This is a genomic window from Microbacterium sp. LWH7-1.2 (assembly GCF_038397755.1).
In the GTDB taxonomy this organism is placed as follows: domain Bacteria; phylum Actinomycetota; class Actinomycetes; order Actinomycetales; family Microbacteriaceae; genus Microbacterium.
The window spans coordinates 4,403,223-4,426,943 of the sequence record NZ_CP151637.1 but is presented as its reverse complement, the minus strand read 5'-3'; the positions used below and the strand labels follow the sequence as shown (position 1 = coordinate 4,426,943).

Annotated in this window: 21 protein-coding genes; 11 read left to right on the top strand and 10 right to left on the bottom strand. The window is 69.6% G+C overall.

Features of this window, described 5'->3' with window-relative positions:
- Positions 1–70 precede the first annotated feature (70 nt).
- Positions 71–532 (bottom strand): hypothetical protein, encoded by a 462-nt coding sequence (locus tag MRBLWH7_RS20585; RefSeq protein ID WP_341997904.1) that lies wholly within the window; start codon positions 530–532, stop codon positions 71–73.
- 3 nt (positions 533–535) lie between these two features.
- Positions 536–1,387: a universal stress protein gene (locus tag MRBLWH7_RS20580; protein WP_341997902.1), complete on the bottom strand. Its 852-nt coding sequence runs from the start codon at positions 1,385–1,387 to the stop codon at positions 536–538.
- Positions 1,388–1,598: 211 nt separating this feature from the next.
- Between MRBLWH7_RS20580 and MRBLWH7_RS20575 the strand changes: the two genes are divergently transcribed.
- From MRBLWH7_RS20575 to MRBLWH7_RS20560, 4 genes are all read left to right on the top strand, one after another.
- The gene (locus MRBLWH7_RS20575) at positions 1,599–2,162 is read left to right on the top strand and encodes a hypothetical protein (protein ID WP_341997900.1); all 564 of its coding nucleotides are present in this window, start codon (positions 1,599–1,601) and stop codon (positions 2,160–2,162) included.
- Between the two features lie 390 nt (positions 2,163–2,552).
- Complete coding sequence (locus MRBLWH7_RS20570; protein WP_341997898.1) at positions 2,553–3,662, top strand: glycosyltransferase family 4 protein; 1,110 nt, start codon at positions 2,553–2,555, stop codon at positions 3,660–3,662.
- A gap of 13 nt (positions 3,663–3,675) precedes the next feature.
- Positions 3,676–4,794, top strand: a complete 1,119-nt coding sequence (locus MRBLWH7_RS20565; RefSeq protein WP_341997896.1) for a glycosyltransferase — start codon at positions 3,676–3,678, stop codon at positions 4,792–4,794.
- Positions 4,791–5,822, top strand: a complete 1,032-nt coding sequence (locus tag MRBLWH7_RS20560) for a glycosyltransferase (RefSeq protein ID WP_341997895.1) — start codon at positions 4,791–4,793, stop codon at positions 5,820–5,822. Before MRBLWH7_RS20565 ends, MRBLWH7_RS20560 begins: the two co-directional genes overlap by 4 nt.
- Here the strand turns inward: MRBLWH7_RS20560 and MRBLWH7_RS20555 are convergent.
- A complete protein-coding gene (locus MRBLWH7_RS20555; RefSeq protein WP_341997893.1) occupies positions 5,819–6,559 on the bottom strand; it encodes an EAL domain-containing protein in 741 nt (246 codons plus the stop codon). The genes MRBLWH7_RS20560 and MRBLWH7_RS20555 overlap by 4 nt on opposite strands.
- 204 nt (positions 6,560–6,763) lie before the next feature.
- Here MRBLWH7_RS20555 and MRBLWH7_RS20550 point away from each other — a divergent pair, with 204 nt between their 5' ends.
- The 4 genes from MRBLWH7_RS20550 (at position 6,764) to MRBLWH7_RS20535 (ending at position 10,460) form a co-directional block, all read left to right on the top strand.
- Positions 6,764–7,249: a GNAT family N-acetyltransferase gene (locus tag MRBLWH7_RS20550; RefSeq protein ID WP_341997891.1), complete on the top strand. Its 486-nt coding sequence runs from the start codon at positions 6,764–6,766 to the stop codon at positions 7,247–7,249.
- A 49-nt stretch (positions 7,250–7,298) separates the two neighbouring features.
- Positions 7,299–7,763, top strand: coding sequence for a CinA family protein (locus MRBLWH7_RS20545; protein WP_341997889.1), 465 nt, complete (start codon positions 7,299–7,301; stop codon positions 7,761–7,763).
- Positions 7,764–7,968: 205 nt separating this feature from the next.
- Positions 7,969–9,144 (top strand): zinc-dependent alcohol dehydrogenase, encoded by a 1,176-nt coding sequence (locus tag MRBLWH7_RS20540; RefSeq protein ID WP_341997887.1) that lies wholly within the window; start codon positions 7,969–7,971, stop codon positions 9,142–9,144.
- Entirely contained in the window at positions 9,117–10,460 is a 1,344-nt protein-coding gene (locus tag MRBLWH7_RS20535) for a cytochrome P450 (RefSeq protein WP_341997885.1), read from the top strand. Before MRBLWH7_RS20540 ends, MRBLWH7_RS20535 begins: the two co-directional genes overlap by 28 nt.
- Here MRBLWH7_RS20535 and MRBLWH7_RS20530 read toward each other — a convergent pair.
- The 3 genes from MRBLWH7_RS20530 to MRBLWH7_RS20520 all read right to left on the bottom strand — a co-directional run bounded on the left by MRBLWH7_RS20530 (position 10,375) and on the right by MRBLWH7_RS20520 (position 13,699).
- Complete coding sequence (locus tag MRBLWH7_RS20530) at positions 10,375–11,208, bottom strand: glycosyltransferase family A protein (protein WP_341997883.1); 834 nt, start codon at positions 11,206–11,208, stop codon at positions 10,375–10,377. The two genes, MRBLWH7_RS20535 and MRBLWH7_RS20530, sit on opposite strands and share 86 nt — an antisense overlap.
- 17 nt (positions 11,209–11,225) lie before the next feature.
- Positions 11,226–12,173, bottom strand: coding sequence for a manganese catalase family protein (locus MRBLWH7_RS20525; RefSeq protein WP_341997881.1), 948 nt, complete (start codon positions 12,171–12,173; stop codon positions 11,226–11,228).
- A gap of 602 nt (positions 12,174–12,775) precedes the next feature.
- Complete coding sequence (locus MRBLWH7_RS20520) at positions 12,776–13,699, bottom strand: LysR substrate-binding domain-containing protein (protein WP_341997879.1); 924 nt, start codon at positions 13,697–13,699, stop codon at positions 12,776–12,778.
- 77 nt (positions 13,700–13,776) lie between these two features.
- On the opposite strand from MRBLWH7_RS20520, the gene MRBLWH7_RS20515 reads away from it, so the two are divergent.
- On the top strand, positions 13,777–15,510 hold the full coding sequence (locus MRBLWH7_RS20515; RefSeq protein ID WP_341997877.1) for an FAD-dependent oxidoreductase: 1,734 nt from the start codon (positions 13,777–13,779) through the stop codon (positions 15,508–15,510).
- A gap of 118 nt (positions 15,511–15,628) precedes the next feature.
- Positions 15,629–15,958: a hypothetical protein gene (locus MRBLWH7_RS20510; protein WP_341997875.1), complete on the top strand. Its 330-nt coding sequence runs from the start codon at positions 15,629–15,631 to the stop codon at positions 15,956–15,958.
- A 9-nt stretch (positions 15,959–15,967) separates the two neighbouring features.
- On the opposite strand, the gene MRBLWH7_RS20505 is transcribed toward MRBLWH7_RS20510, so the two are convergent.
- The 3 genes from MRBLWH7_RS20505 to MRBLWH7_RS20495 are packed head-to-tail and all read right to left on the bottom strand — an operon-like array spanning position 15,968 to position 21,938.
- Positions 15,968–19,384 (bottom strand): error-prone DNA polymerase, encoded by a 3,417-nt coding sequence (locus MRBLWH7_RS20505; protein ID WP_341997873.1) that lies wholly within the window; start codon positions 19,382–19,384, stop codon positions 15,968–15,970.
- Positions 19,385–19,396: 12 nt separating this feature from the next.
- Entirely contained in the window at positions 19,397–21,106 is a 1,710-nt protein-coding gene (locus MRBLWH7_RS20500) for a DNA polymerase Y family protein (RefSeq protein ID WP_341997871.1), read from the bottom strand.
- A gap of 1 nt (position 21,107) precedes the next feature.
- Entirely contained in the window at positions 21,108–21,938 is an 831-nt protein-coding gene (locus tag MRBLWH7_RS20495) for a hypothetical protein (protein ID WP_341997869.1), read from the bottom strand.
- A 124-nt stretch (positions 21,939–22,062) separates the two neighbouring features.
- Between MRBLWH7_RS20495 and ppk2 the strand changes: the two genes are divergently transcribed.
- Positions 22,063–22,875, top strand: coding sequence for a polyphosphate kinase 2 (ppk2, locus tag MRBLWH7_RS20490; RefSeq protein ID WP_341997867.1), 813 nt, complete (start codon positions 22,063–22,065; stop codon positions 22,873–22,875).
- A gap of 47 nt (positions 22,876–22,922) precedes the next feature.
- Here ppk2 and MRBLWH7_RS20485 read toward each other — a convergent pair whose 3' ends face one another.
- Positions 22,923–23,420, bottom strand: a complete 498-nt coding sequence (locus tag MRBLWH7_RS20485; RefSeq protein WP_220289569.1) for an HNH endonuclease — start codon at positions 23,418–23,420, stop codon at positions 22,923–22,925.
- Positions 23,421–23,721 lie beyond the last annotated feature (301 nt).

The window sequence follows — 23,721 nt, the reverse complement described above, 5'->3', positions numbered from 1 at the left end:
ACGCTGGAAGTCGCCGACCTCCCGCGTACCAACCGAGGAGGCTGCAGTCTCATTTCGTCGCGCGTGGCGATCACTGTCCGCGTGTCGACACGAACGTGGTCCGGTGCAGAGGAGTGACCGGTTCGAGGATCCCCAAACGCGCCATCGTCACCCCCAGCTCCACCAGTCCGACGACGAAGTACACGGCCTGCAGGACGCTGAACGGGATGAACACCATCTGGACTCCGATCCAGATCACACAGGCGAACCCGCCCGCCGCGGCGGCAAGGTTCGTCCACACGGAGTCGGAGATCGTCGCAACGAACGCCAGGGCGTGGACGCTCGCCACGAGCACTACGAGGAGAATCCCCGGCACGAGGTAGGACGAGAACGGGGAGCCTTCGAGATAGTCGAGCGGTGGCACGAGCACCGATGACCACGCCGCGTTCACGCTTCCGAGAATCAGGACCACCCCACCGGCGCAGGCGGTCACGGCCACGAAAGCCTGCATTATCAGCAAGGCGATGCGGCCGATGCGATCGATGCGCGTCATGGGTCAGTCCTCCGTCAGCCGCGAGAGAAGCGCTTGGTCCCGGGGCACAACGGCAACGGGGCATTCCGCCTGCCAGACCACGCCTTCCGCGACGGAGCCGAGCAGGCCGCCCGCCAGCCGCCCCCGATGATTCGCGCCGATGACGAGCATCGAGCTGCGCGGCGCAGACCGCAGCAGCGCCGCGGTCCGGCTGTCACGCACAAGCTCACTCTCGACGCTCATGGCGGGGTAGCGCTCGGCGATCCAATCGACGGCGGCGTCCAGCCTCGCCCGGTGCTCCGCCATCACATCCTCGGGAGCCAGCACGAGCGCGGTCGTCCCCGAGAACAACGCGGGAGTCGGCATCAGCCAGGCATGCACCAGCCGGATCGAGCCCTCGACCGAGTCCGCCTCCCGCGCGGCAAACGCCAGCGCGACGTCGGATGAATCGCCATCGGCGATACCCACCGTGATCGGATCCCCGATATCTGCCCATTCGGCGGGCACCATGACGACCGGCACATGAGAATGGGCGCTGACCCGCAGAGGCATCGCGCCCGCCAGCGCCGCACGAATCGGATGGCCCGGGTTGATACCCATGACGAGCAGATCCGCTTCCGTCGCGAACCCGGTCAGCGCATCCGTGACCGCGCCCTCCAGTCGGTGGAGTTCCACGCCGACACCCGGCGCCCGCTGACGAAGAAAGGCCTCAGCATCCGAGAGCCGATCGAGCGCGGCGCGGCGATCCGACGCGAACTGCGACACGACGTTCACCACGCCGACCTTCGCCACCTCGCGAGCCGCTCGATCAGCCACCCAAGACAGCGCTGAAACGGATGCCGGGCTGCCGTCGTAGCCGAGAACGATGCGTTCCATCAGTGACTCCTCCTCCGGTCCGGCTTCATCACGCCGTTGCCCAGACGGTAGGCCCCGTCACCGCATCGGCGGCGGGTCGAAGGTCCTGTCGCGCGCGACCAGGCTGGCGGGACCTTCGACCCGACGATCGCTTCCGCGATCAGCTCGCATGAGAACGGACGACGAGATGAGTCGCCGCGCCTCACGCCATCCGCATTCGAGAAGGGACGAAATGGACACTCCGGTTGAGGGCACCGCCCACGTCGCCATCGTGTACGAGTCGATGTTCGGCAACACCCGCAGCATCGCGGAGGCAATCGCCGACGGCATCCGTCCCCACTGCCCCGTGATCGTCCTGCCCATCGGCCGGGTCGGCGAACTGGCCGGCGAGCTCGACACGCCCGTCATCGGCGGACCGACGCACGCGCACGGTCTGAGTCGCCCGGAGTCACGTGCCGAGGCCGTCGTCTGGGCGGGCGACGAGCAGAAGAACCTGAAGCTCGACGACGGCTGGACGGAGGCCGGTATCCGCGAGTGGCTCGCTCACACCCCCCATCCCGCCGGACGTTTCGCCGCTTTCGACACTCGCGTCGACATGCCTCGCATCTTCAGCGGCTCGGCTGCGGCATCGATCGACCGCCGCCTCGCGAAGGCGGGGGGCGAGCGATTGGCCGACCCGACGAGCTTCCTGGTCGACCGATCCAGCCGGTTGGTGGATGGCGAGGTCGAACGGGCTCGCCAGTGGGGCGAGGATCTCGGCGTGAGAATGGCACCTCAACGCTCGCATCCGCTCTAAGCCCGGCGATCTCGAAATCCTGTGACCTGGAACGACAGCCATGGGACACACGGCATGCGGAACGCAGACTGCGCTCACCGACCCGAGACGCAGCCCCGGAGTCACCGTGACCTCGACGTCCCAGTACCAGCATCGCCGTGTGAGCGGAGTCGGCAAGCAGTACGAAGGCAGGGCGTCCGCGCTGTCCGTCGAATGCGAATCACGACGGCTCGCCGGTACGAGGGGCCATCGCTGGTTCTCGGCGCCGGTCCGCGAAATCGACAGGCGCACGTGCCCTCGGTGAGTCTCGCCTCGCGAGACGACCGGGGCCGCCGTTGTCAAGCCCCCCGCGTGACCTGATCAACCGCTCTACCGTGCAGATCACCCTCGCCGCCCGAGGTGAGGAAGCCCATGAGAGAACGGTCGACGCTGGAACGCACTCCCGCGCTGCAGGACGTGAGCGGCCTGCGGATCGGGATGCTGGCTCCGATCGCCTGGCGCACGCCCCCGGTGCATTACGGGCCGTGGGAGCTGATGGCCTCGATCCTCACGGAGCGCCTGGTTCGACGCGGCGTCGATGTGACGCTCTTCGCGACGGCGGACTCGATCACCTCGGCGCATCTCGATGCGGTCGCGGCCCACGGGTACACGGAGGACCCCTCGATGGACGGCCGCGTGTGGGAGGCACTGCATGTCGCCCGCGCCCTCGCTCGCTCGGCCGAGTTCGATCTGATCCACAACCATCTCGACTGGCTCCCGCTGGCGTTCGACGCCCAGTGGCGATCGCCGCTCGTGACGACCGTGCACGGGTTCTCGGGGCGCGGCATCCTTCCCGCCTACGAGCGATCCCGCTCGGCCTTCGTCTCGATCTCGAATGCCGATCGGGCGTCCGCGCTGCGGTACACCGCGACGATTCCGCACGGCATCGACCTCGACGCCTTCCCGCTCGGGCCCGGCGGCGACGACCTCGTGGTCTTCAGTCGCATGCATCCCGATAAGGGGATCCTCGACGCGATCGACATCGCCGCGGCAACCGGCCGACGGCTGATCCTGTGCGGGATCGTCCAGGACGAGGCGTACTTCCGCGATCTGGTGCGGCCCCGGATCGATGACGACCGAGTGGTGTACCTCGGCGCCGTGACGGCCGAAGACCGACCTCGCGTGCTCGGCGCTGCCGCGGCACTGCTGCATCCCGTCCACTTCGACGAGCCGTTCGGGCTGTCGGTCGCTGAGGCGATGGCGTGCGGAACCCCGGTCGTGGCGTACGCCCGCGGCGCGATGCCCGAGGTGGTCGATGCGGGCGTCACGGGCATCCTCGTGGATCCGCACGCCGACGACCGCATCACGCGGGCCGCGGCGGCGGTGAGCGACGCCGTCGTCCTCGATCGAGACCGGGTACGCGCGCGGGCGCGCGCCCGCTTCGATGCCGACCGGATGGTCGACGCCTACCTCGACGTCTATAGGGACGTCGCGACCCACCGTGGGAACCCTCGCCAGACGGTGCGCGCCCGCGCATCGTGAGGGAGGGGAAGAAATGCTATTCGGATTCCTGTCGACGTACCCGCCGACCCGGTGCGGCCTTGCGACGTTCACGCGCTCGCTGGCCACCGCGATCACCGACCCGAGATCCGCACGGTCGGTGGTCGTACGCGTGCTCGAACCCGGCGACGAGATGGTGCCGTCGACCGACCCCGGCGTTCGCATCCCATGCGCCATGCGCGCGGACGACGCCGACAGCCACGTCCGGGCGGCGCGGTCGCTGAACCGATGCGACGCCGTCATCGTGCAGCACGAGTACGGCATCTACGGCGGTGCCGACGGGGACGACGTCCTGGCCGTCCTGAGCTCGTTGCGCGTGCCGGTGATCACCGTGCTGCACACCGTCCTGCACCAGCCGACCGCCGGGCAGCGACAGGTGCTCGAACGCGTCGTCAGCCTGTCCACCGCGGCGGTCGTGATGACCGAGCGCGCACGCGAGACCCTCGTCACCTCCTTCCGTGTCGACAGCGCCAAGGTGCACGTCATCCCGCACGGTGCGGCGGTGCTGCCGCGGCACTCGGTGCACCGTCGCGCCGCATCCCCCACCGTCCTGACGTGGGGTCTCATCGCGCCCGGCAAAGGCCTCGAGCGCGGACTCCGCGCCTTCGCGGGCCTGCGGGCGCGCGGTGTCGATGCGACCTACGTCGTCGCCGGACAGACGCACCCGAAAGTGCTCGCGCACAGCGGAGAGGCGTACCGCGACTCGCTCATCGGGCTCGCCCGCGACCTCGGGATCGAGGCATCCGTCCGCTTCGTCAACGAATATCTCTCGGCGGAGGATCTGGCAGCGCTGCTGGGCGGCGCCGACGCGGTGCTGCTCCCCTACGACTCGAAGGAGCAGGCGACGTCCGGGGTGCTCGCCGAGGCGGTCGCCGCGGGCGTGCCGGTCGTCGCGACCGCCTTCCCGCACGCTGTCGAGACGCTCACCGGCTCCGCGGGCGTCGCCGTGCCGCACGACGATCTCGCCGCGATGACATCAGGCATCGAACGGATGCTGAGGCTCGGCGACGAGAGCCGCGCATCACGTCGCGATGGCCGGGGTCTGTCCTGGTCCGACGTCGCCGAGCGCTATCTCGAACTCGTCGAGCGGCTCCTTGCGGAGCGGGCGGCGTGATCCCGACCGGACTTCCCCTCGGCCACCTGGAGGCGATGACGGACGAGCGTGGCCTGTTCGAGCACGCGCTCGGCGACCAGCCGCGCCGCGCGCTGGGATACTGCGTCGACGATGTCGCCCGGGGACTTGCCGTCACCGCACCGGAGGACGGACGATCGGATGCCGCGGCCGCCCTGGCCGACTGCTACCTGCGTTTCCTCGAGTCCGCCGTCACCGAGGACGGCCTCGTGCACAACCGCATGGGTCATGGCGGCGAATGGACCGACGAAGCCGGTCTCGGAGACTGGTGGGGCCGCGCCCTGTGGGGACTCGGGATCGCGGCGCGCCGCTCGAGCCGGGCATCGATCCGCGAGCGCGCGACGGCGGTCTTCGAGCGGGCGGCGAGAGCCCGATCGCCCTGGCTGCGCGCGCTCTGCTTCGCCGCGCTCGGCGCCGTCGAGATGGCCGGTCCAGAGGGGACGGATGCTGCGGCGCTGGAGCTGCTCCGAGACGCGGCCGACGCCATCGCCCCGTGCCGGTCGGGGGCTTCGGACTGGCGGTGGCCCGAATCGCGGCTGCGATACGCCAACGCCGCGATTCCGGAGGCGCTCATCGCCGCGGGCCGCGCGCTGGATGACGACCGGCTCGTCGAACGCGGAACGGAGCTGCTCGGCGTCTTGATCTCCATCGAATCCGGCCCCGACGGACGCTTATCGGTGACCCCGGTCGGCGGGCGTGGACCGGGTGATGCGCGGCCGGCGTTCGATCAGCAGCCGATCGAAGCAGGCGCTCTCGCACAGGCGTGCCTGCGAGCCTTCCAGACCACCTGCGACGACCGCTGGCTGATGCCGCTGTACGCAGCATGGGGCTGGTTCCAAGGCGAGAACGATCTCGGCATCCCGCTGTTCGATCCGGTGTCGGGCGCCGGTTACGACGGCCTTACGCCTGAGGGCCGCAACGACAATCGCGGCGCCGAGTCGACCCTTGCGGCTCTCGCGACGCTGCAGTGCGTTCTTAGCGTGACCCGTACGCGCGGCCGATCGCGCTAGGCGGTCAGCAGCGCGTCCATCTGGTCCCGCGGCATGGGTCTCGCGAACAGATAGCCCTGACCGCGGTCGCACCCCATCGACCTGACCCTCTCCAGCTGCTGCGACGTCTCGATCCCCTCCGCAACGACGCGGATGCCGGCGTCATGAGCGACCGCGATCGCGCTGCCCATCGTGCGCTCGGCGGCCGGGGATTCGTCCGCCACCAGTGCGCGGTCGATCTTCAACTCAGTGGCGTGAAGCCGCTTGAGCTGAGTCAGCGACGCCTGTCCGGCGCCGAAGTCATCGAGAGCGATGCCCAGCCCCATCGCTCGCAGGCGATCGAGCCGAGCCACGACCGCCGACACGTTGCCGATGTGGCGACCCTCGGTGATCTCGAGCGTGAGCCGACGTGCGGGATGGCTGATCCGGTCGACGAGCCGCCCCAGCCATGTGGCGAACGCCGAATCCTGCAGCTGCGTGGGTGACACGTTGACGGAGACCTCGATGCCCCACTTCGCCATCATGGCGAGCGCCTGTGCGGCCATGAACCGGCCGATCTCGCCGATCATGCCGTCCTCTTCGGCGATGGGAATGAACTCATTCGGCCCTACCGGGCCCCAATCCGGGTGAGTCCACCTGCACAATGCCTCGACGGCCACCACTCTGTTGGTCACCAGGTCGATCTGAGGCTGGAACCACGCGGTGATCTCCGAGCGCTCGAGCGCGTGCGCCAGCGCTCTCGATATCTCGCTTCTCACAGCCACCGCTTCTCGCTTCCGGTGCTGGCGGGTCACCCCGGCCCGTGCCGCCCGTCGCGCCATTCTCGCACCGGACGCTGCTCCGCATGGCGTCTTGACTCAGCGCGGCGTTGTCGGATACCCGTTCGTTGCGTCCGCTGATGGATCAGCGCTTCCGAGTCAACCCGGTTCGCGCGATCGACAGGAGCCGGTTTACTGATCGTGATGAACAGCCGCGATCCGCAGGACCTGACGATCCGCGACATCCGTGAAGAAGACGCCGGCGAGGTGCTGACCCTGCAACGCGCCGCGTTCGTGCAGGAGGCGCTGATCTACGACACCGTCCGCATGCCGCCCCTCACCCAGACTCTCGACGAGCTGAGAGCAGAGCTGGCCGACAACCTCGGGCGCGTCGCGCTGCACGGATCGAGGCTGGTCGGCGCTGTGCGCGCCCGGCAGGAATCCGGTCTGCTGCTCATCGGCCGGCTGGTGATCGCTCCGGACCTCCAGGGGCTCGGAATCGGCTCCCGGCTGCTGCGCGCTGTCGAAGATCGTGGCCGCGACGAGGGATGCCGCGAGGCTGAGCTCTTCACGGGATCGCTGAGCGAGGCGAACCTGCGACTGTACGAACGCCTCGGCTACCGCGAATCACAGCGCGTCGACGGTGACGACGGCATCGAGCAGGTCTTCCTCCGCAAGGCACTGCTCTGATCTCTGCCGCCCGGGGCGGGCGTCGACAGTTGCGTGGAAGGGTGGTCCCGTGAAGAGTCCGATCGAGCGTCTCAGCGAGCTCGCTACCGAGCGTGCGCTCACCGTTGCCGTCGCGGAATCGCTCACCTGCGGTCTGCTGGCGAGCGAGATCGGCAAGGGCGAGAACGCGAGCGACTGGTTCTCCGGCGCGGTGGTGGCCTACCAGACGGCGGTGAAGGTGCAGGTTCTGGGACTGCCTGATGGACTCGACCCGTGTTCAGCCGAATGCGCCAGCCGACTGGCGCGCGGAGTACGTTCCCTGCTGAAGGCTGACATCGCCGTCGCGACGACCGGTGTGGGCGGCCCTGACAGCGAGGACGGTCATCCTCCTGGCACCGTGTTCGTGGGCTGGGCCGATGCCACGGGCGCGGGGGCCGAGCTGTTCCACTTCGACGGCGAACCCGATGATGTGCTTCGAGCCACCGTCGACCGGGCACTGGTGCTGCTCGTGCGGGTCGCCGAGAAAGACGATTAGCGCGCGCCTTCATCGCCGGCATCGCCTCCGTCGCACGCGTGAGCCGACGGGACGTGGTCGACCGCAACACGAACCGGGGCATGGTCGCACTCGCGCGGGATCTCGTCAACCCACGCGCGGCGTCGATGGCCCCCGCATACGTTCGGCAGGTGAGCGATTCGGGGTTCGAGAGCTCCGACACGAGCAGGCCGAGAAGGGCAGTGCGATGAGAGCAGTCACATGGCAGGGCAAGCGCAGCATCAGTGTCGAGACGGTGCCCGACCCGAGAATCGAGGAGCCCACCGACGCGATCGTGCGGATCACCTCCACGGCGATCTGCGGCTCCGATCTGCATCTGTACGAACTGTTCGGTCCTTTCCTCGACGCGGGCGACATCCTCGGCCATGAGCCGATGGGTGTGGTCGTGGAGGTCGGAAAGGACGTGACGACACTCGCCGTCGGCGACCGGGTCGTGGTGCCCTTCAACATCGCGTGCGGACACTGCTTCATGTGCCGTTCGGGCCTGCAGTCGCAGTGCGAGACGACACAGGTCCGCGAATACGGCACCGGTGCCGCGCTCTTCGGCTACACGAAACTGTACGGACAGGTCCCGGGCGGTCAGGCCGAGCTGCTGCGGGTGCCGTTCGCCGAATACAACACGGTGCGGGTCGGCGTCGATCTGCCGGACGAGCGGTATCTGTTCCTCAGCGACATCCTGCCGACCGCCTGGCAGGGCGTGGAGTATGCGCAGGTGCCCGAGGGCGGCACGCTGGCGGTGATGGGCCTCGGCCCGGTCGGTCAGTTCGCGGCCCGGATCGGGGTGCACCGCGGTTACCGCGTGCTCGCCATCGACCCCGTCGCAGAGCGACGCGCGATGGCGGAACGGCACGGCGTCGACACTTTCGAGCTGACGGACGACGTGATCGACAGACTGCGTGACCTCACCGACGGCCGAGGGGCGGACGCCGTCGTGGACGCGGTCGGGCTCGAAGCCCACGGCAACCCCGCGGTGAAGTTCGCGCAGCAGGCGGTGGGCCTCCTCCCCGACCCCATTGCGCAGAAGGTCATGGACACCGCAGGCATGGACCGGCTCGCCGCTCTGCACAGCGCCATCGACCTCGTCCGTCGCGGTGGGACAGTGTCCATCAGCGGCGTCTACGCAGGAGAAGCGGACCTGATGCCGATGAAGACGCTCTTCGACAAGCAGATCTCGCTGCGGATGGGTCAATGCAATGTGAAGCGGTGGACCGATGAGCTGCTGCCGCTCGTCGAGGAACCGACCGACCCCTTCGGGGTGATGGACCTCGTCACCCACCGCGTGCCGCTCGATGAGGCGCCTGCCCTGTACGAGACGTTCCAGAAGAAGGAGGACGGATGCATCAAGGTCGTCCTCAAGCCCTGAACCGCGTGCGGGTGACCGCAGATCGCCGGCCGCGGCTCCTCGACGACGCGCCCGCCCTTCTGACCAAGGGCTACGACTTCGGCGCCCGCATCTGGCGGCGCGCACGTCCTGGGGCGCGGGCCGCGCCCATGCGGCTGATGTTCCGCGATGCGATGCTCGTGCGCGGAGCCGAGGGGGTGGGCCTGTTCTACGACGCCGACGCGATCGCGCGGCACGGCGCGATGCCTGCGATCGTGCAGGAGACGCTGTTCGGGCATGAATCGGTGCACAGCCTGGACGGGCCGGAGCACCGCCATCGCAAGGCCGCATTCGTGGACATCGCGTACGAAGACGCACACGTGGAACGCCTCAGGCCGTTGCTGGACGAGGAGTGGCGCGCGGAGCTCGCGGCGTGGGTCGACGGCGGGAGACGCTCGGCCTACGACGCCGCGGTGGGAGCGTTCGGGCGTTCGGTGATGCGGTGGGCAGGCCTTCCCGGCACGCCGTCAGCACAGACCAGGTGGGCCGCCCGCCTTGCACGGATCGTCGACGGTTTCGGGTCGCCGTACTCGCCGGCATATGTGGTGGCGCTCGTGGACCGCCGCTGGTCGGACGCCCACGCGGAACGCTTGATCCAGGCCGCGCGCGACGGGCGCCTCGCGACCGCGCCCGGATCCGCCCTGGAGACCTGGTCGCAGCATCGGGATGAGTACGGGCGGCTGCTCGACGCTCGGCCCGCCGGGGTGGAGCTGCAGAACACGATCCGGCCGATGATCGCTGTGGCCAGGTTCGTCGCATTCGCCGCCAAAGAGCTGCACGACCGCCCGGAGTGGCGGACGCGCATCGCGACGGAATCCGCCGAGCGGCAGACGCTTGCACCGGGCCCCCTGGCCGTCGCGTTCGCGCAGGAGATCCGCCGCACCGCCCCGTTCGTCCCGATCCTCCCAGGGTGGGCGATCACCGACGTGGAGCTGGACGGAGTGCGGCTGCGCGCCGGGGGCCGCGTGGTGCTGGACATTCTCGGGACCGACACCGACGAATCCTGGTGGCAGCATCCCGACCGTTTCGATCCCGGCCGCTTCGCCGGCGTCGAGGACTACGAGGCGCTGCCCGCGTTCATTCCTCACGGGGGCGCGGACGTGCGCACCGGCCATCGATGCCCTGGTGAGAAGCTCGCCATCGCAGGACTCGCCGCCGCGATCACCGTTCTGAGCGATCCCCGGCTCCGAATCTCCGACGCCGGACTGGGAGTCAATCGACGACGTCTTCCGACCAAGCCGCGGTCCGGCGGGCGGGTGCGTGCCTCGGCGGCACAGCCTCGATGCCCGCTCCACTGAATCGGAGCCGCGGCGCGGCGCGCTGACCGAGCAGCGAGCGTGCACGTGTCATCCATCTCCGGGGCGGGAAGTCCCGTGGCCAATGGAGGAGCACCGTGTGGAATCCCCGGCGAACGCGCAGCAGCATCGCCGAGTCGACGTTCAGCGGTCGTGCCGAGATGCCGACCTCGGCCCCGCGCACGCGCCGGATGCGGTGCGTCCTGCCGAGGTGGAACGAGAGGTCCAGGTCGTCGTGCAGCAGATCGTCGTCGCGGTGGACCTCGGCGGATACCCGCGACCAGGCCTCGCGCCGCATCGCCATGTTCGAGCCGAACAACGGCATGTGCCCGAGGGTGGGAAGAAGCACGGCGCGATAGGCGCTCAGGTACGCAGCGGCCCCGAAGCGGCGCACCCGCGGCGAACCGTCCAAGAACCGCGCATCGCCCGTGACAGCGCCCAGCGACGGGTCCCGCACGAGCGGTGGCAGGAGATGCTCGAGCCAGTCGTCGGGAGGCAGCGAGTCCGCGTCGAGGCGGGCGATGATCTCGCCCCTCGCCAGGTCGTATCCGGCGGCGGCCGCGCTGGCGATGCCACGCGGCGGGCCGCACACGACGGTCGCTGCGTGCTCCGCGGCCACGGCGGCGGAGCCGTCGCGCGAGCCGTCGTCCACGACGATCACCTCGTCCGGGGCCCACGTCTGCCGCGCCAGCGCCTCGAGGCACCGGCGCAGCAGCGCCGCGTCGTCGCGCACCGGGATCACGACCGTCACCGACGGCCTGACTTCTCTCACAGGCGTCCGAACGTCGCTTCCATGTCGGCCATCTCCATCTCGGCCGTGGCCGCGATCAGCGCCGTCAGTTCGGCGTCGGCACCTGGCGAGAACTCCTCGCGGCGCTCGGGGGCGATGGTGATCGGAGCCCCTTCCGGCGCCTGCTGCGAGGCATCCAACATGGTTCCGTCACCGGACGGCGACAGCCCCTGGAAGATCTTGCCGGCCTCGGACTGATCGTCGAGATCGAACGAGTACTGCTTGCTCTGCAGCCCCAGATCGAGCAGGCGCTTGACCTCGGGGAACTGCTCGGCGCTCGTCTTCGGGATCGGCAGCGCGGTCCTCCAGTTCACACCGAGTGTCTCGAGCGCCTTGGCGTACGCGTTCTCGTGGGCCTGGTCGCGCACGATCAGATACGAGATCGTCGACCGCGCGGTCTTGTTCGCGGTCATCTCGTAGATCCGGCACTTCTGCAGCCGCCCGGTCGACTCGAGCATCAGGTTGTAGAGCAGGTCGAGCACGAGGTTGCCCGAGTTGTACACGTAGCTGCCGCTCCACGGGTTCCCCGCCGCGTCCACCGGCAGCGCACCCTGAGCTCCCACCAGGTAGTGATGGATGTTGCTCTCCGACAGCGCGATGTTCAGCGGAACGGCACCGCCGGCGCCGGGCTCGTCGACCGGATCGTCGGGGCGCCCCTTGTAACGGGGCGAGCCGTCGAGCAGCCGCGCGATCGTCGTGCCGATGAGCTCGACGTGGCCGATCTCTTCGGTGCCGATCCCCTGGAGGAGATCCTTGTAGGGCTTGCCCTCCGGCCCACGGAAGTTGATGCTCTGGAACAGGTACTGCATCATCGTGCGCATCTCGCCGAATTGGCCGCCCAACCCCTCCTGCAACGCGTTGGCCGCGGCGGGATCGGGCTCGTCCTGCTCGATCGGATTGATGAGCTGTTGCAGGTGGAAGTACATGATGCTCCTTCGAACTGGCGGTGGAGCACCCACCCTCCGCGCGAGCCGAGCGCGCGTCGTGGGGGTCGACGCGACCGCGCTCACGCGCTACCCTGCCCAGCGCTCGGCCGATCCGCCCGCCCGGACTCGCGAAAGGATGACCTCGAGGTGGTGTGTTCCACCGTCGAACTGCGCCTGGCGAACCTCGCCGGCGAGGTCAGACGAAGGAGCGGCGTGGCCCTCGCCGCCTGCGACATCGTGACCGGCTAGGGTGGCAGCAAGCCGGGTCCCACACCTTTCGGCGGCGTCGCACAGGCATCCCCAGTGCCGAGCCCTCCCCCAAGGGCGCGTGATGCTCGCGGGACAGGCTGAGGTCCCTCGGACGCTACAGGATCTAGCTGCAACGTCCGAGGGACCGTCCTTGCGCGGGGGGAGCGCAGGGGAAATCAGCGGCCCAGCCCCAGAGATCCCCAGACCGGACGGCCGCGCTGTGATCGTTTCCCAGGATCACGGCGAGCTGCCCGCGGCTCACCATATCGCGTCCATCCTGCAGTGAACAGCTTCGGCCGCCTCGATGACCGAACGCGCGACCCGCAGCTTCCGTCCGGTTCCCGCTCTCTGCACTACGCGAGCCGCATCGTCGCCTGGGGCAGTGCGGCGAGCCCGGCCGCTGTGCGCTCGATCGTCCGCTGCATCACCTCGACGGCCGCTGCCGGAGCCATGTCGCTGACCCGCGCGATGCTGATGGTACGCGTCAGGGTCGGGTGGGAGAGGCGGACCGATCGCAGTCCGGAACGCTCGATGAGCACCATCGCGGGCACGATCGCGACGCCGATCCCGCGCTCGACGAAGCGCAGCACGGCGTCCATCTCGGCACCCTCGATGACCGTGTGCGGCGTCAGTCCCGCCGCCGCGAACGCGGCATCGGTGGTGGCGCGCAGGTCGTACGTCGAGCTGAAGACGACCTGCGGCAGCGCGGCGACGTCGCCGAGGCCGATGCTCTTCCGCGACGTGAGCGGAGGCGTACCGCTCGACGAGATGACGACGAGCTCTTCGACGAGGAGCGGCGTGACGGTGAATCGCTCGGCGGATGCCGCGTCCGAGGTGGTGATCAGCGCGAGGTCCAGTTCGCCTCCCGCAAGATCGTCGAGCAGACCGCGCGACCCGCTCTCGGTGATGTGCAGCTCGATCCCGGGATGCTCGGCGTGGAACGCACTCAGGACCTCGGCGACGAGGCTGATACAGAGGGTGGGCGTCGCCCCGAGACGGATGCGGCCGCGCCGCAGGCCGGCGAGCTCGTCGATCTCGCGTCGAACGGATGCTGCGTCGGCGAGCATCCGGCGGGCGAGGGGCAGCAACGCCTCACCCGCCGCGGTCGGTGTGCTGCCCGCGCGAGCCCGATGGAACAGCTCCGCACCCAGGCTCTGCTCGAGTGTCGAGATCTGGCGGCTCAGCGACGGCTGCGCAAGGTGGAGCTGCTCGGCGGCGCGGGTGAAATTGCCGAGCTGAGCCACAGTGACGAACGCGCGGAGCTGCTCGAGATTCATATAGATAGCCTATTGCTATCGATGCGACCACGTATATGCATTGGAGTAATCGATGCGAACTGCTTAGCGTATCTGATGTGATCCCCTCAGAACGCCGGCTTTCCACCACCGTCCTCGTGATCGGCACCGGGGGCTCCGGTCTCCGTGCGGCCATCGAACTCGCCGAAGCGGGCGTCGACGTGCTCGCGCTGGGCAAGCGCCCGAAGTCCGACGCCCACACCTCCCTCGCGGCCGGCGGCATCAACGCCGCCCTCGGCACCATGGATGCCGACGACAGCTGGCAGCAGCACGCCGCGGACACGCTGAAGGAGAGCTACCTGCTCGCCGACCCGCACACCGTCGAGATCGTCACGTCGGGCGCCGCTCGCGGGATCGAAGACCTCGAGCGCTACGGCATGCCGTTCGCCCGCGAGGACGACGGCCGCATCTCGCAGCGATTCTTCGGCGCGCATACGTACCGTCGCACCGCGTTCGCCGGCGACTACACGGGACTCGAGATACAGCGCACGCTGATCAACCGGGCCGCGCAGCTGCACGTGCCGATCCTCGACACCGTCTACGTGACGCGCATCCTCGTGAACGACGACGGGGCTGTCTTCGGCGCGTATGGCTTCGACCTCGAGGACGGCACGCGCTACCTCATCCACGCGGACGCCGTGATCCTCGCCGCGGGCGGGCACAACCGCATCTGGCGGCGCACGTCGTCGCGACGCGACGAGAACACCGGCGACTCCTTCCGCCTCGCGGTGGAGGCAGGCGGCCGGCTTCGTGATCCGGAGCTCGTGCAGTTCCACCCGAGCGGCATCATCGAGCCCGAGAACGCGGCCGGCACCCTCATCTCGGAGGCGGCACGCGGCGAAGGCGGCATCCTGCGCAACGGCCTCGGCGAGCGCTTCATGCACAAGTACGACCCCGAGCGCCTCGAACTGTCGACACGTGACCGTGTCGCCCTGGCCTGCTACACCGAGATCAAGGAGGGCCGCGGCACCCCGAACGGCGGCGTCTGGCTCGACGTCTCGCACCTCCCGCGCGAGACGATCATGACCCGCCTCCCGCGCGTGTACCAGACGATGCTCGAGCTGCAGATGCTCGACATCACCAAGGAGCCGATCGAGATCGCACCGACGGCGCACTACTCGATGGGCGGCGTCTGGGTGCGCTCGTCGGACCACTCCACCGACGTGCCGGGACTCTACGCCATCGGCGAGGCGTCTTCGGGCCTCCACGGCGCCAACCGGCTCGGCGGCAACTCGCTCATCGAGCTCCTGGTGTTCGGTCGCATCGTCGGACAGGCTGCCGCCGCGTATTCGGCCGCGCTCCCCGCCCAGACGCGTTCGACGTCGGCCGTCGCGACGGCCCGCGCGGAGATCGACGTCCTTCTCGCGGCATCCGGAACCGAGAACGTCCGGGCTCTCCAGCGCGCCATCCGCGACACGATGACAGAACACGCCGGTGTCGTGCGTGACGAGGAGGGGCTTCTCGCCGGTCTCGCCGAACTCGACGCGATCGAAGCGCGGATGACAGACATCGGCGTGCACCCCGACATCGCGGGGTATCACGATCTCGCACATGCGTTCGACCTCAAATCGGCGGCCCTCGCCGCACGGGCGACGCTCGAAGCCGCGCTCGAACGGCGGGAGACCCGCGGATGCCACAACCGCAGCGACTACCCGGACATCGATCCCGAACTGCAGGTCAACCTGGTGTGGTCCCCCTCGACCGGAGTCGTACGGGAGCAGATCCCGCCGATCCCCGCTGAGATCGCCGCGCTGATGCGCGAGGTGTCCGTTGCCGGGAAGCTGGTCGAGTAGGCCTCGCACACGCGTCTCGAGGATGCAGGCCCACATCGGTCGAGGCGGGTTGTAGCCCCTTCGGCGCCGGGCTGCAACCCCCGAGAGCGACGGCGAGTCCTCAAGTAGAAAGGAACTCGTGAAGCGGGTGATCTATGCGGGAAGCGAGTTCGTGACGGGTGACGACCTCGCCGCCACACTTCTGCGCTGCAGCCAGGCGCTGGCCGAAGCGGGCGAGGCCGAGGCGGTGACGCTTCCGACGAGGGAGCCGGACGGCTCCGTCGGTGAGGTGACGGTGCTCATCGGGCCGGCGAGCCAGATGGTCGCGCGTGACGTCCACGACGAAAACGGGGAGCTCGTCGATGAGGGTGCGATCGAGCGGATGAAGTCGATCCAGAGACGTCTGCACCCGATCGCCACCGTCGACCCCGCCCCGTCTGCCGAGGTCGGATGGGAAGACGAGATCTGACCGGCATCCTCAGCGGAAGTCCCTGGTGCGATGCTGCACGCCGACGCGGAGGTCTTCGAACGCGTCGGCGATGAGGTTCGTCACACCCTCGGCCGAACGCTCGAGCATGCCGCGCGCGATGAGCGCGGGCGAGTCGCGCACGATGCGGCGATACCGGTTCCAGACGCCGAGCGAGCACACGATGTTGACGAGGCCGTGTTCGTCTTCGAGGTTGAGGAATGTGATTCCGGATGCTGTGGCCGGCCGCTGCCGATGAGTGACGAGGCCTGCGACCTCGACGCGGCGGCCGACCTCGTGGCTGCGCAGTTCGCGGGACGTCAGCACGCCACGCGCGTCGAGCCCGGAGCGGTAGTGGGTGATCGGGTGGTCGTCGGTGGAGATGCCCGTCGCCCACAGGTCGGCGGCGAGGCGCTCGTAGCTGGTGGGGTCGGCGAACAGCGGCGGCTGCACCGCGATGAGCGAGTCCGGCAGGAACTCAGGGCGGTCCTGCGCCGCCGACCCCGCGAGCCAGATCGCCTCGCGTCTGCTGAGCCCGAGGCATTCGAACGCCCCCGCGGTGGCGAGCGCCTCGACCTGGACCGCGGTGATGCTGGTGCGCCGCACGAGATCGCGAAGGTCGCGGAACAGCCCGCCCGACTCGCGCGCGGCGACGATGCGCTGGGCGACCGTCGCGCCGATCCCCTTCACCCCCGCCAGACCCAGCCGCACCGCGAACCTCCCGTCGCGACGGTGCGCCGCGGATTCGTCAGGCGCGTCGATGTCGAAGAGACCGACGGGCGGCTGCTTGCGCTCCGCACACGAGTCGAGGCCGGTAGGCCCTTCGATTCCGGTCGCTGAATCTGTCGAAGCGCCGGCGACGGGCTCGAGCACCGCCTCGCTGCCGGACAGGTGCAGGTCGGGGCGACGCACCTCGACCCCGTGATGGCGCGCGTCGCCCACGAGCGTCGCGGGCGAGTAGAAGCCCATCGGCTGCGCCCGCAGCAGGCCGGCCAGGAACGCCGCCGGATAGTGCAGCTTGATCCACGAACTGGCGTAGACCAGCAGCGCGAACGACAGCGAGTGCGACTCGGCGAAGCCGAAGTTCGCGAACGCCTGGATCTTGGCGTAGATCGCGTCGGCCTCCTCGCCCACGAGATCGTTCTCGGCCATGCCGGCGTACAGCTTCTTCTTCAGCGAGTCGATGCGCTCGATCCCCCGCTTGGACCCCATGGCGCGTCGCAGCAGGTCGGCGTCCTCTCCGGTGAGCCCGCCGACGGCCATGCCCATCTGCATGAGCTGCTCCTGGAACACCGGGATTCCGAGCGTTCGCTCCAGCACCGGCACCAGTTTGGGATGCGGGTAGGTCACGTCCTCCTGCCCGAGCTTGCGCTTGACGAACGGGTGCACGGCACCGCCCTGGATGGGGCCGGGGCGGATGAGCGCGATCTCGATCACGAGGTCGTAGAACCGGCGCGGCTGCAGGCGCGGCAGAAGGCCTATCTGCGCACGCGATTCGACCTGGAACACCCCGATCGAGTCGGCGCGGCACAGCATGTCGTAGACCGCCTTCTCCTCCTTCGGGAGGGTCGACAGCTCCCAGTCCTCCCCGGTCGAAGCACGGATCATGTCGAAGCAGTACTGCAGGGCTGCCAGCATCCCGAGGCCTAGCAGGTCGAACTTCACGAGCCCCATCCAGGCGGCGTCGTCCTTGTCCCACTGGATCACCGTGCGGTTCTCCATGCGGGCGTGCTCGATCGGCACGACCTCGCCCACGGGGCGGTCGGTGAGCACCATGCCGCCGGAATGGATGCCGAGGTGCCGCGGCGCCTTGAGCAGCTCGGAGGCGAACTCCAGCACCTGATCGGGGATGTCGTGCCCGGCTCCCGTCTCGAGGAGCGCTCCCCAGCCTTCGATCTGCTTCGACCAGGCGTCCTGCTGGCCCGGCGAATGCCCCAGCGCCTTCGCCATGTCGCGCACGGCGTTCTTGGGTCGGTACTGGATGACGTTCGCGACCTGTGCCGCACGATCGCGCCCGTACTCCCGGTACACCCACTGGATGACCTCTTCGCGGCGGTCGGAGTCGAAGTCGACGTCGATGTCGGGCTCCTCCTCGCGCAGACTCGACAGGAACCGTTCGAACGGCAGGTCGTACCCGATCGCGTCGACGGCGGTGATGTCGAGCAGGTAGCAGATGGCGCTGTTGGCGGCGGAGCCGCGCCCCTGACAGAGGATGCCCTGGCTCCGCGCGAACTGCACGATGCCGTGGACGATCAGGAAGTAGCCGGGGAAATCCTTCATCTCGATGACTCCGAGCTCCTTCTCGATGCGCGCCCGGTTCTCCTCCGTCAGGTCGGGGTACTTGCGCGGCACTGCCTCCCACACCAGGTGCCGCAGCCACGACATCGGCGTGTGCCCCTCCGGCACCTTCTGCTTCGGGAGCGCCGGCTTGGCCTTGCGCAGCGGGAAAGCGAGTTCGTCGGCGAGCGTCACGGTCCGGGCGACCGCATCCGGGAACCGCACGAAGCGCTCCGCCATCTCGGCCCCCGACCGCAGATGCGCACCGGCATGCGCGGGCAGCCAGCCGTCGAGCTCGTCGAGACCGCGATTCGCGCGCACGGCGGCGACCGCCGCCGCGAGCAGCTGCCGCTTCGGCACCGCGTAGTGGACGTTGTTGGTCGCCAGGAGCGGAAGGCCGCGCTCCCGCGCGAGCCCGACGAGCACGTCGTTGTCGCGGGTGTCGAGCGGATTGCCGTGATCGATGAGCTCGACGTGCACGTTGTCTTTCCCGAACAGGGTCACGAGACGGTCGAGTTCGCCGGCGGCCGCGGCGGGGCTCTCGGCGAGCGCGCGGCGCACGGCGCCCTTTCGGCATCCGGTGAGCACCGCCCACTCCCCTGCCGCCTGCGCGGCGAGTTCGTCGAGGTCGTAGACCGGCCGGCCCTTCTCAGCGCCCTGCAGCTGCGCGTGGGTGATCGCGCCCGCCAGCCGGTGGTATCCCTCCTCACCCCGCGCGAGCACCAGCAGATGCGCGCCGACCGGATCGGCCTCCCCGTTCTGCGGCTTCGGCAGCTCGAGCGACAGCTCGGCGCCGAACACCGTCTTGAGCTGGAGCGCCTCGGCGGCTTCGGCGAACCGGACGATGCCGTAGAACCCGTCGTGGTCGGTTACCGCGAGGGCATGCAGCCCCAGGCGCTCCGCCTCCTCGGCGAGCTCCTCGGGCGAGGATGCCCCGTCGAGGAACGAGTACGACGAGTGCGCGTGCAGCTCGGCGTACGGGATCGCATCGGCCGGGCGCTCGATCTCGGGCGCGACGTACGGCCCCCGCTTGTGCGACCATGCGGGACTGTCGCCGCCGTCCGCGCCGGCCGGCGGCGCGTCTGGCCGGCGACGACCGCTCAGCACGCGCTCCATCTCGGACCACGGGACCCCCGGGTTGTTGAAGCCCATCAGCCCGGCCCCCTAGTCATAGGTCGCCTCCGCCGTCCAGGCGTCGCCCTCGCACACCAGCAGCCACGCGGACCCGTCGGCGTCGACGACCTGGAACCGATGCGCGCGACGCGAGCGCGCAGCATCCCATCCGCGCTCCACCACCGGCCACGGCCCCGCCCACGCCTCGATCGCGCGCCGGCGACCGCTCTCGATGAAGAGCGCGGGCACGGCCGACACGTTGCCCCGCTCGTCGACGTCGACCAACTCGCCACCGAGCGCCCGCACGTCGACCGGCACCGGATCGGCGAACACCGTCGTCGGCAGCGGGTCGGGCAGGCTCCCCGGCCACGGGCGCGCACGCTGCGCCGCGAGGCCCCCCGCTCCGGTCGCCGTCCTGTCGCGTTCGTCCTTGTCACCCCACGGCACGAGCACCTGGCGCTCGGCCAGCCACCTCCCGCCGCCGATCGCGGGGGTCAGCACGCCGCGGTGCCCCAGCATCGCCTGCACACGCGACAGCGCGTGGTGCACCCGCTCCTCAGGTCCGCCGCCGAACAGCGCAGGAGCGTGATGGGATGCCGCATCCACCGCCTCCGGCGAGATCCGCACGAGCGTCACCCCGCTGCGCAGCCCGCGCCCGGCCGCGTCGCCGGCGCCGACGTCCTCCGCGAGCTGCCACCGCACCCGGTCCACGACCGCCGCGGCGTCGAATGAGCCCGGATGCAGCCACACTCTTTCACTGCGCTCCCCGCGGTCGCCCACGAGTTCGACCCGCAGCTCGGTGCAGACGAGATCCACCGCGCCGAGCCCCGAGACGAAGTCGTCGGCGGTGACGCGCATGGCGAACGCCACCTGGTCGGCGATCTCGAGGGGCGGCTCGAACGCGACCTCGCGCTGCAGCTCCGGCGGCGGGGTGCGCGGCTGCACCGGTCGCGAGTCGCACCCCGCGGCGAGCGCGTGGAGCCGGACGCCCCGCTCGCCGAACCGCTCGCGCACGCGATCGGTCTGCATCTCGGCGAACCCGCCGAGGGTCTGCACGCCCAGCCGGGCGAGCAGGCCAACAAGGTCCGTAGCCTCCTTCGCACCCGCCGCACCGGTGCCCAGCATCGCCGAGGCGTCGAGCACCGAGACCGACAGCGGTGCGAGGAAGCCGGCTGCACCGCCCGCGGGCACGACGAACACCGGATCGGCGACGCTCGTGCCGGCGCGCGCCGCCTGCTCCGCGGTGAACGGACCGTCGGCGATGCCCACCCGCACCCCGTCGACCCCTGCGTCTCGCAGGGTGCCGATCAGCATGCGGGCGGCCTCGATCTCGCCGCCGTAGTAGCGCGCCGGACCACGGGCGCGCAGCGCGCACAGTCCCGGGCGCACCAGCTGCACGCCGGGCGCCTTCTCTTCGATCAGTGACACGATCGGGGCGAACGCGCGGTGATCGCGCGCAGCGTCCGCGTTCACCAGCGTCAGCCCTGGGCACCGCGCCTGGGCGTCGCGCCGGCGCTGCCCCCTGCGCACCCCCTCCGCACGCGCGGACGCCGAGCACGCGACCACGAGGTTGCGCTCCACGACGGCGACCGGGAGCTTCGCCTCGGACTTCTCCTGCGGCGCGTGCGTCCGAGTGCCCGGCCGCTCTCCGACCGCGTCCTCCGATTCCGCCGCGGCCGCGCCCGCCTCCCGCTCGAGAGCCGTGACCGGCCAGTCGGGGAACCACAGCACGAGGCTCCGCACCGGCGTGCCCGGCGACATGTCACCCCACCGCCCTGATCAGATGCGGGAAGGATTCCGCGGATTCCGCAGGCAGCGCTTCGACGGAGCGCATGCGCTCGGGCGCGGCGGAGACGTGCCCCGCAGCATCCGGAAGCATCACGCGAGCCCGTCGCGAACGCGGCCATCGCCGACTGGATGAGGTGAGCGTCACCTCGCGACCGGAGAGGTAGCCGTGCCCGCGGCCGACGCCCTCCCACGTCGGCTCGCCCACCTCGATCACGGCCTCGGCCTGCGGCCAGGGTCCTTGCACGAGCAGCACCGCGCCGCGATCGCGCAGCCGTGCCGCCAGGCGAGAGATCTCACCGTCGGCTGCCCGCCCCGACGGGCGCACCGCGACCACCGGCAGGACCTCGGCGACGGTCGAGGTCACCGCGAGCCAGCGCGCACCCGGATCGGGGATGAGCACGAGACGCGACAGATCGACCCCGAGACCATCGGCCGCCTCGGCGCCGAGCCGCGGCATGCCGATCACCCCGCACCACGACCCGGCCTGCGACGGCTGGGCCAGCAGCGCCAGCAGCACCGACGTCGAGCGCGGCAGGGAATAGGCGGATCCCGGGCGCAGACCGCCCCCGGGAAGCAGAGAGGCGAGCGCGGGATGCACCGGCAGCACCGGCGCATCGAGCCGGCGGCCCTGCACCCGCTCGACCTGCGCCCGCAGCTGCGCGACGGTTCCCGCAGACGACCCGCCCGCAGACGACCCGCCCGCAGACGAGCCCACCGCGCCGAGGGCGGCAGGCTGCGTGCCCGTCGGCGCCTGGCCGACGACCTCGTGCACGTGCTGTGCCGTGAGCTGCACGATCGCCCTCATTCCCACAGGCTAGAACAGATGTTCTAGTATTTCAATCGCAGGAGAACAGCGTAACGCCGGGTTCCGACAATTATGTTCGATGATCTCTCTGCCGCCGGTGATTCGCCGTGTAGCCTCGGGTTCCATGAGCGAGTCGCGGATTCCTCGACGGGCCTACGAGAAGGAGCTGCGTCGACTGCAGGCTCAACTCGTCGACATGCAGGCGTGGGTGCAGGCCTCCGGCGCGCGCATCGTGGTGATCTTCGAGGGACGCGATGCCGCAGGCAAGGGCTCGACGATCAAGCGCGTGTCGGAGTACCTCAACCCGCGCGTCACGAGGATCGTCGCACTCCCCACGCCGACGGAGCGGGAACGCAGCCAGTGGTACTTCCAGCGCTATGTGCCGCACTTGCCCGCCGCCGGCGAGATCGTGCTCATGGATCGGTCGTGGTACAACCGCGCCGGTGTCGAGCACGTCATGGGCTACTGCACCAACGCCGAGTATCACCGCTTCCTCCACCAGGCGCCGATCTTCGAGCGGATGCTCGTCGAAGACGGCATCCTGCTGCTCAAGTACTGGTTCAGCGTCTCCCCGGACGAGCAGGAAGCACGGTTCCGATCACGGGCCGACGACCCCATGCGCCGCTGGAAGCTGAGCCCCAACGACGTACTGTCGATCACCAAATGGGAGGACTACTCCCGCGCCAAGGACAGCATGTTCGTGCACACCGACATCCCCGAGGCTCCGTGGTTCGAGGTGCCCTCGGTCGACAAGCGTCGCAGCCGCCTGAACATGCTCGCCCACCTGCTTTCGCAGGTCCCCTACAGCATGGTCGAGCGCGAGGAGGTCGTCATCCCGCCCCGTCCAGCGTCCCGCGGATATGAACGCCCTCCGCGCAACCTCGAGAACTACGTGCCCGACGTGGCATCCAGGCTCCTGGACGCCGACGGCAGCTGACGCGCGCCCCCCTCGAGCCGATCCTCACCCGCTGACGCGGTGTGCGATCACGCGGCGAGGGCGAGATACGGCTCCCACCGCGGGTCGGTGCGCTCGGTGCCGCGGACGGTCCACTGCGCGCCGCGCGGCGGGTGCGGCGTGAAGCGCAGCTCCCAGTGCATCTCCTGCGGGGTGCGATCGCTCTTGATGTTGTTGCAGCGCAGGCAGCAGGCGACGAGGTTCTCCCACGAGTCGGCGCCGCCGCGCGAGCGCGGCAGCACATGGTCGATCGTCGACGCCGCCTTGCCGCAGTAGGCGCAGTGATGGTTGTCGCGACGCAGCACGCCCCGCCGGGTGACCGGCACGTGGCGACCGCCCGGCACCCGCACATAGCGGGTCAGGATGATCACAGCCGGGCGTTCGTACGATCGTCGGGTGCCCCACACCGGATCGGTCTCGGTGTGTTCCACCACGGTGGCCTTCTCGTTCATCACGAGCACGAGCGCCCGCTTGAACGACACGACGGCGAGCGGCTCGTAGCCCGCGTTCAGCACCAGAGTGCGCATTGATCATCCTCTCGAATGGCCGGGACGGCTTCTCGGTATTCGACTTGCGCGACGATCAAGGGCGCAGGGGCATGAAAAAAGGCGCTGTCTACAGACAGCGCCCTGGCGCCACGGCAGTGCCGCGGCATCCGCTCGTGCAATGCCGAAGGACGAGGCGTCCAAGCGCATCCGTGGTTCGGATGCGTGGTGTGCAGCCCATCGGCTCCCTCCGCTCTCTCAGCGTCGAATCCCAGGGTAACCCACCGCGACACGCCCGGGGCGCGGCGAGACTGAACGGCTGATGGCGTGTCGGGTAACGAGA

Bases quoted from the DNA above. Each gene is read 5' to 3' on its own strand.
- MRBLWH7_RS20585 (WP_341997904.1), bottom strand. From the start codon at position 532: ATGACGCGCATCGATCGCATCGGCCGCATCGCCTTGCTGATAATGCAG.
- MRBLWH7_RS20580 (WP_341997902.1), bottom strand. From the start codon at position 1,387: ATGGAACGCATCGTTCTCGGCTACGACGGCAGCCCGGCATCCGTTTCA.
- MRBLWH7_RS20575 (WP_341997900.1), top strand. From the start codon at position 1,599: ATGGACACTCCGGTTGAGGGCACCGCCCACGTCGCCATCGTGTACGAG.
- MRBLWH7_RS20570 (WP_341997898.1), top strand. From the start codon at position 2,553: ATGAGAGAACGGTCGACGCTGGAACGCACTCCCGCGCTGCAGGACGTG.
- MRBLWH7_RS20565 (WP_341997896.1), top strand. From the start codon at position 3,676: ATGCTATTCGGATTCCTGTCGACGTACCCGCCGACCCGGTGCGGCCTT.
- MRBLWH7_RS20550 (WP_341997891.1), top strand. From the start codon at position 6,764: ATGAACAGCCGCGATCCGCAGGACCTGACGATCCGCGACATCCGTGAA.
- MRBLWH7_RS20540 (WP_341997887.1), top strand. From the start codon at position 7,969: ATGAGAGCAGTCACATGGCAGGGCAAGCGCAGCATCAGTGTCGAGACG.
- MRBLWH7_RS20535 (WP_341997885.1), top strand. From the start codon at position 9,117: ATGCATCAAGGTCGTCCTCAAGCCCTGAACCGCGTGCGGGTGACCGCA.
- MRBLWH7_RS20525 (WP_341997881.1), bottom strand. From the start codon at position 12,173: ATGTACTTCCACCTGCAACAGCTCATCAATCCGATCGAGCAGGACGAG.
- MRBLWH7_RS20520 (WP_341997879.1), bottom strand. From the start codon at position 13,699: ATGAATCTCGAGCAGCTCCGCGCGTTCGTCACTGTGGCTCAGCTCGGC.
- MRBLWH7_RS20505 (WP_341997873.1), bottom strand. From the start codon at position 19,384: ATGGGCTTCAACAACCCGGGGGTCCCGTGGTCCGAGATGGAGCGCGTG.
- MRBLWH7_RS20500 (WP_341997871.1), bottom strand. From the start codon at position 21,106: ATGTCGCCGGGCACGCCGGTGCGGAGCCTCGTGCTGTGGTTCCCCGAC.
- MRBLWH7_RS20495 (WP_341997869.1), bottom strand. From the start codon at position 21,938: ATGAGGGCGATCGTGCAGCTCACGGCACAGCACGTGCACGAGGTCGTC.
- ppk2 (WP_341997867.1), top strand. From the start codon at position 22,063: ATGAGCGAGTCGCGGATTCCTCGACGGGCCTACGAGAAGGAGCTGCGT.
- MRBLWH7_RS20485 (WP_220289569.1), bottom strand. From the start codon at position 23,420: ATGCGCACTCTGGTGCTGAACGCGGGCTACGAGCCGCTCGCCGTCGTG.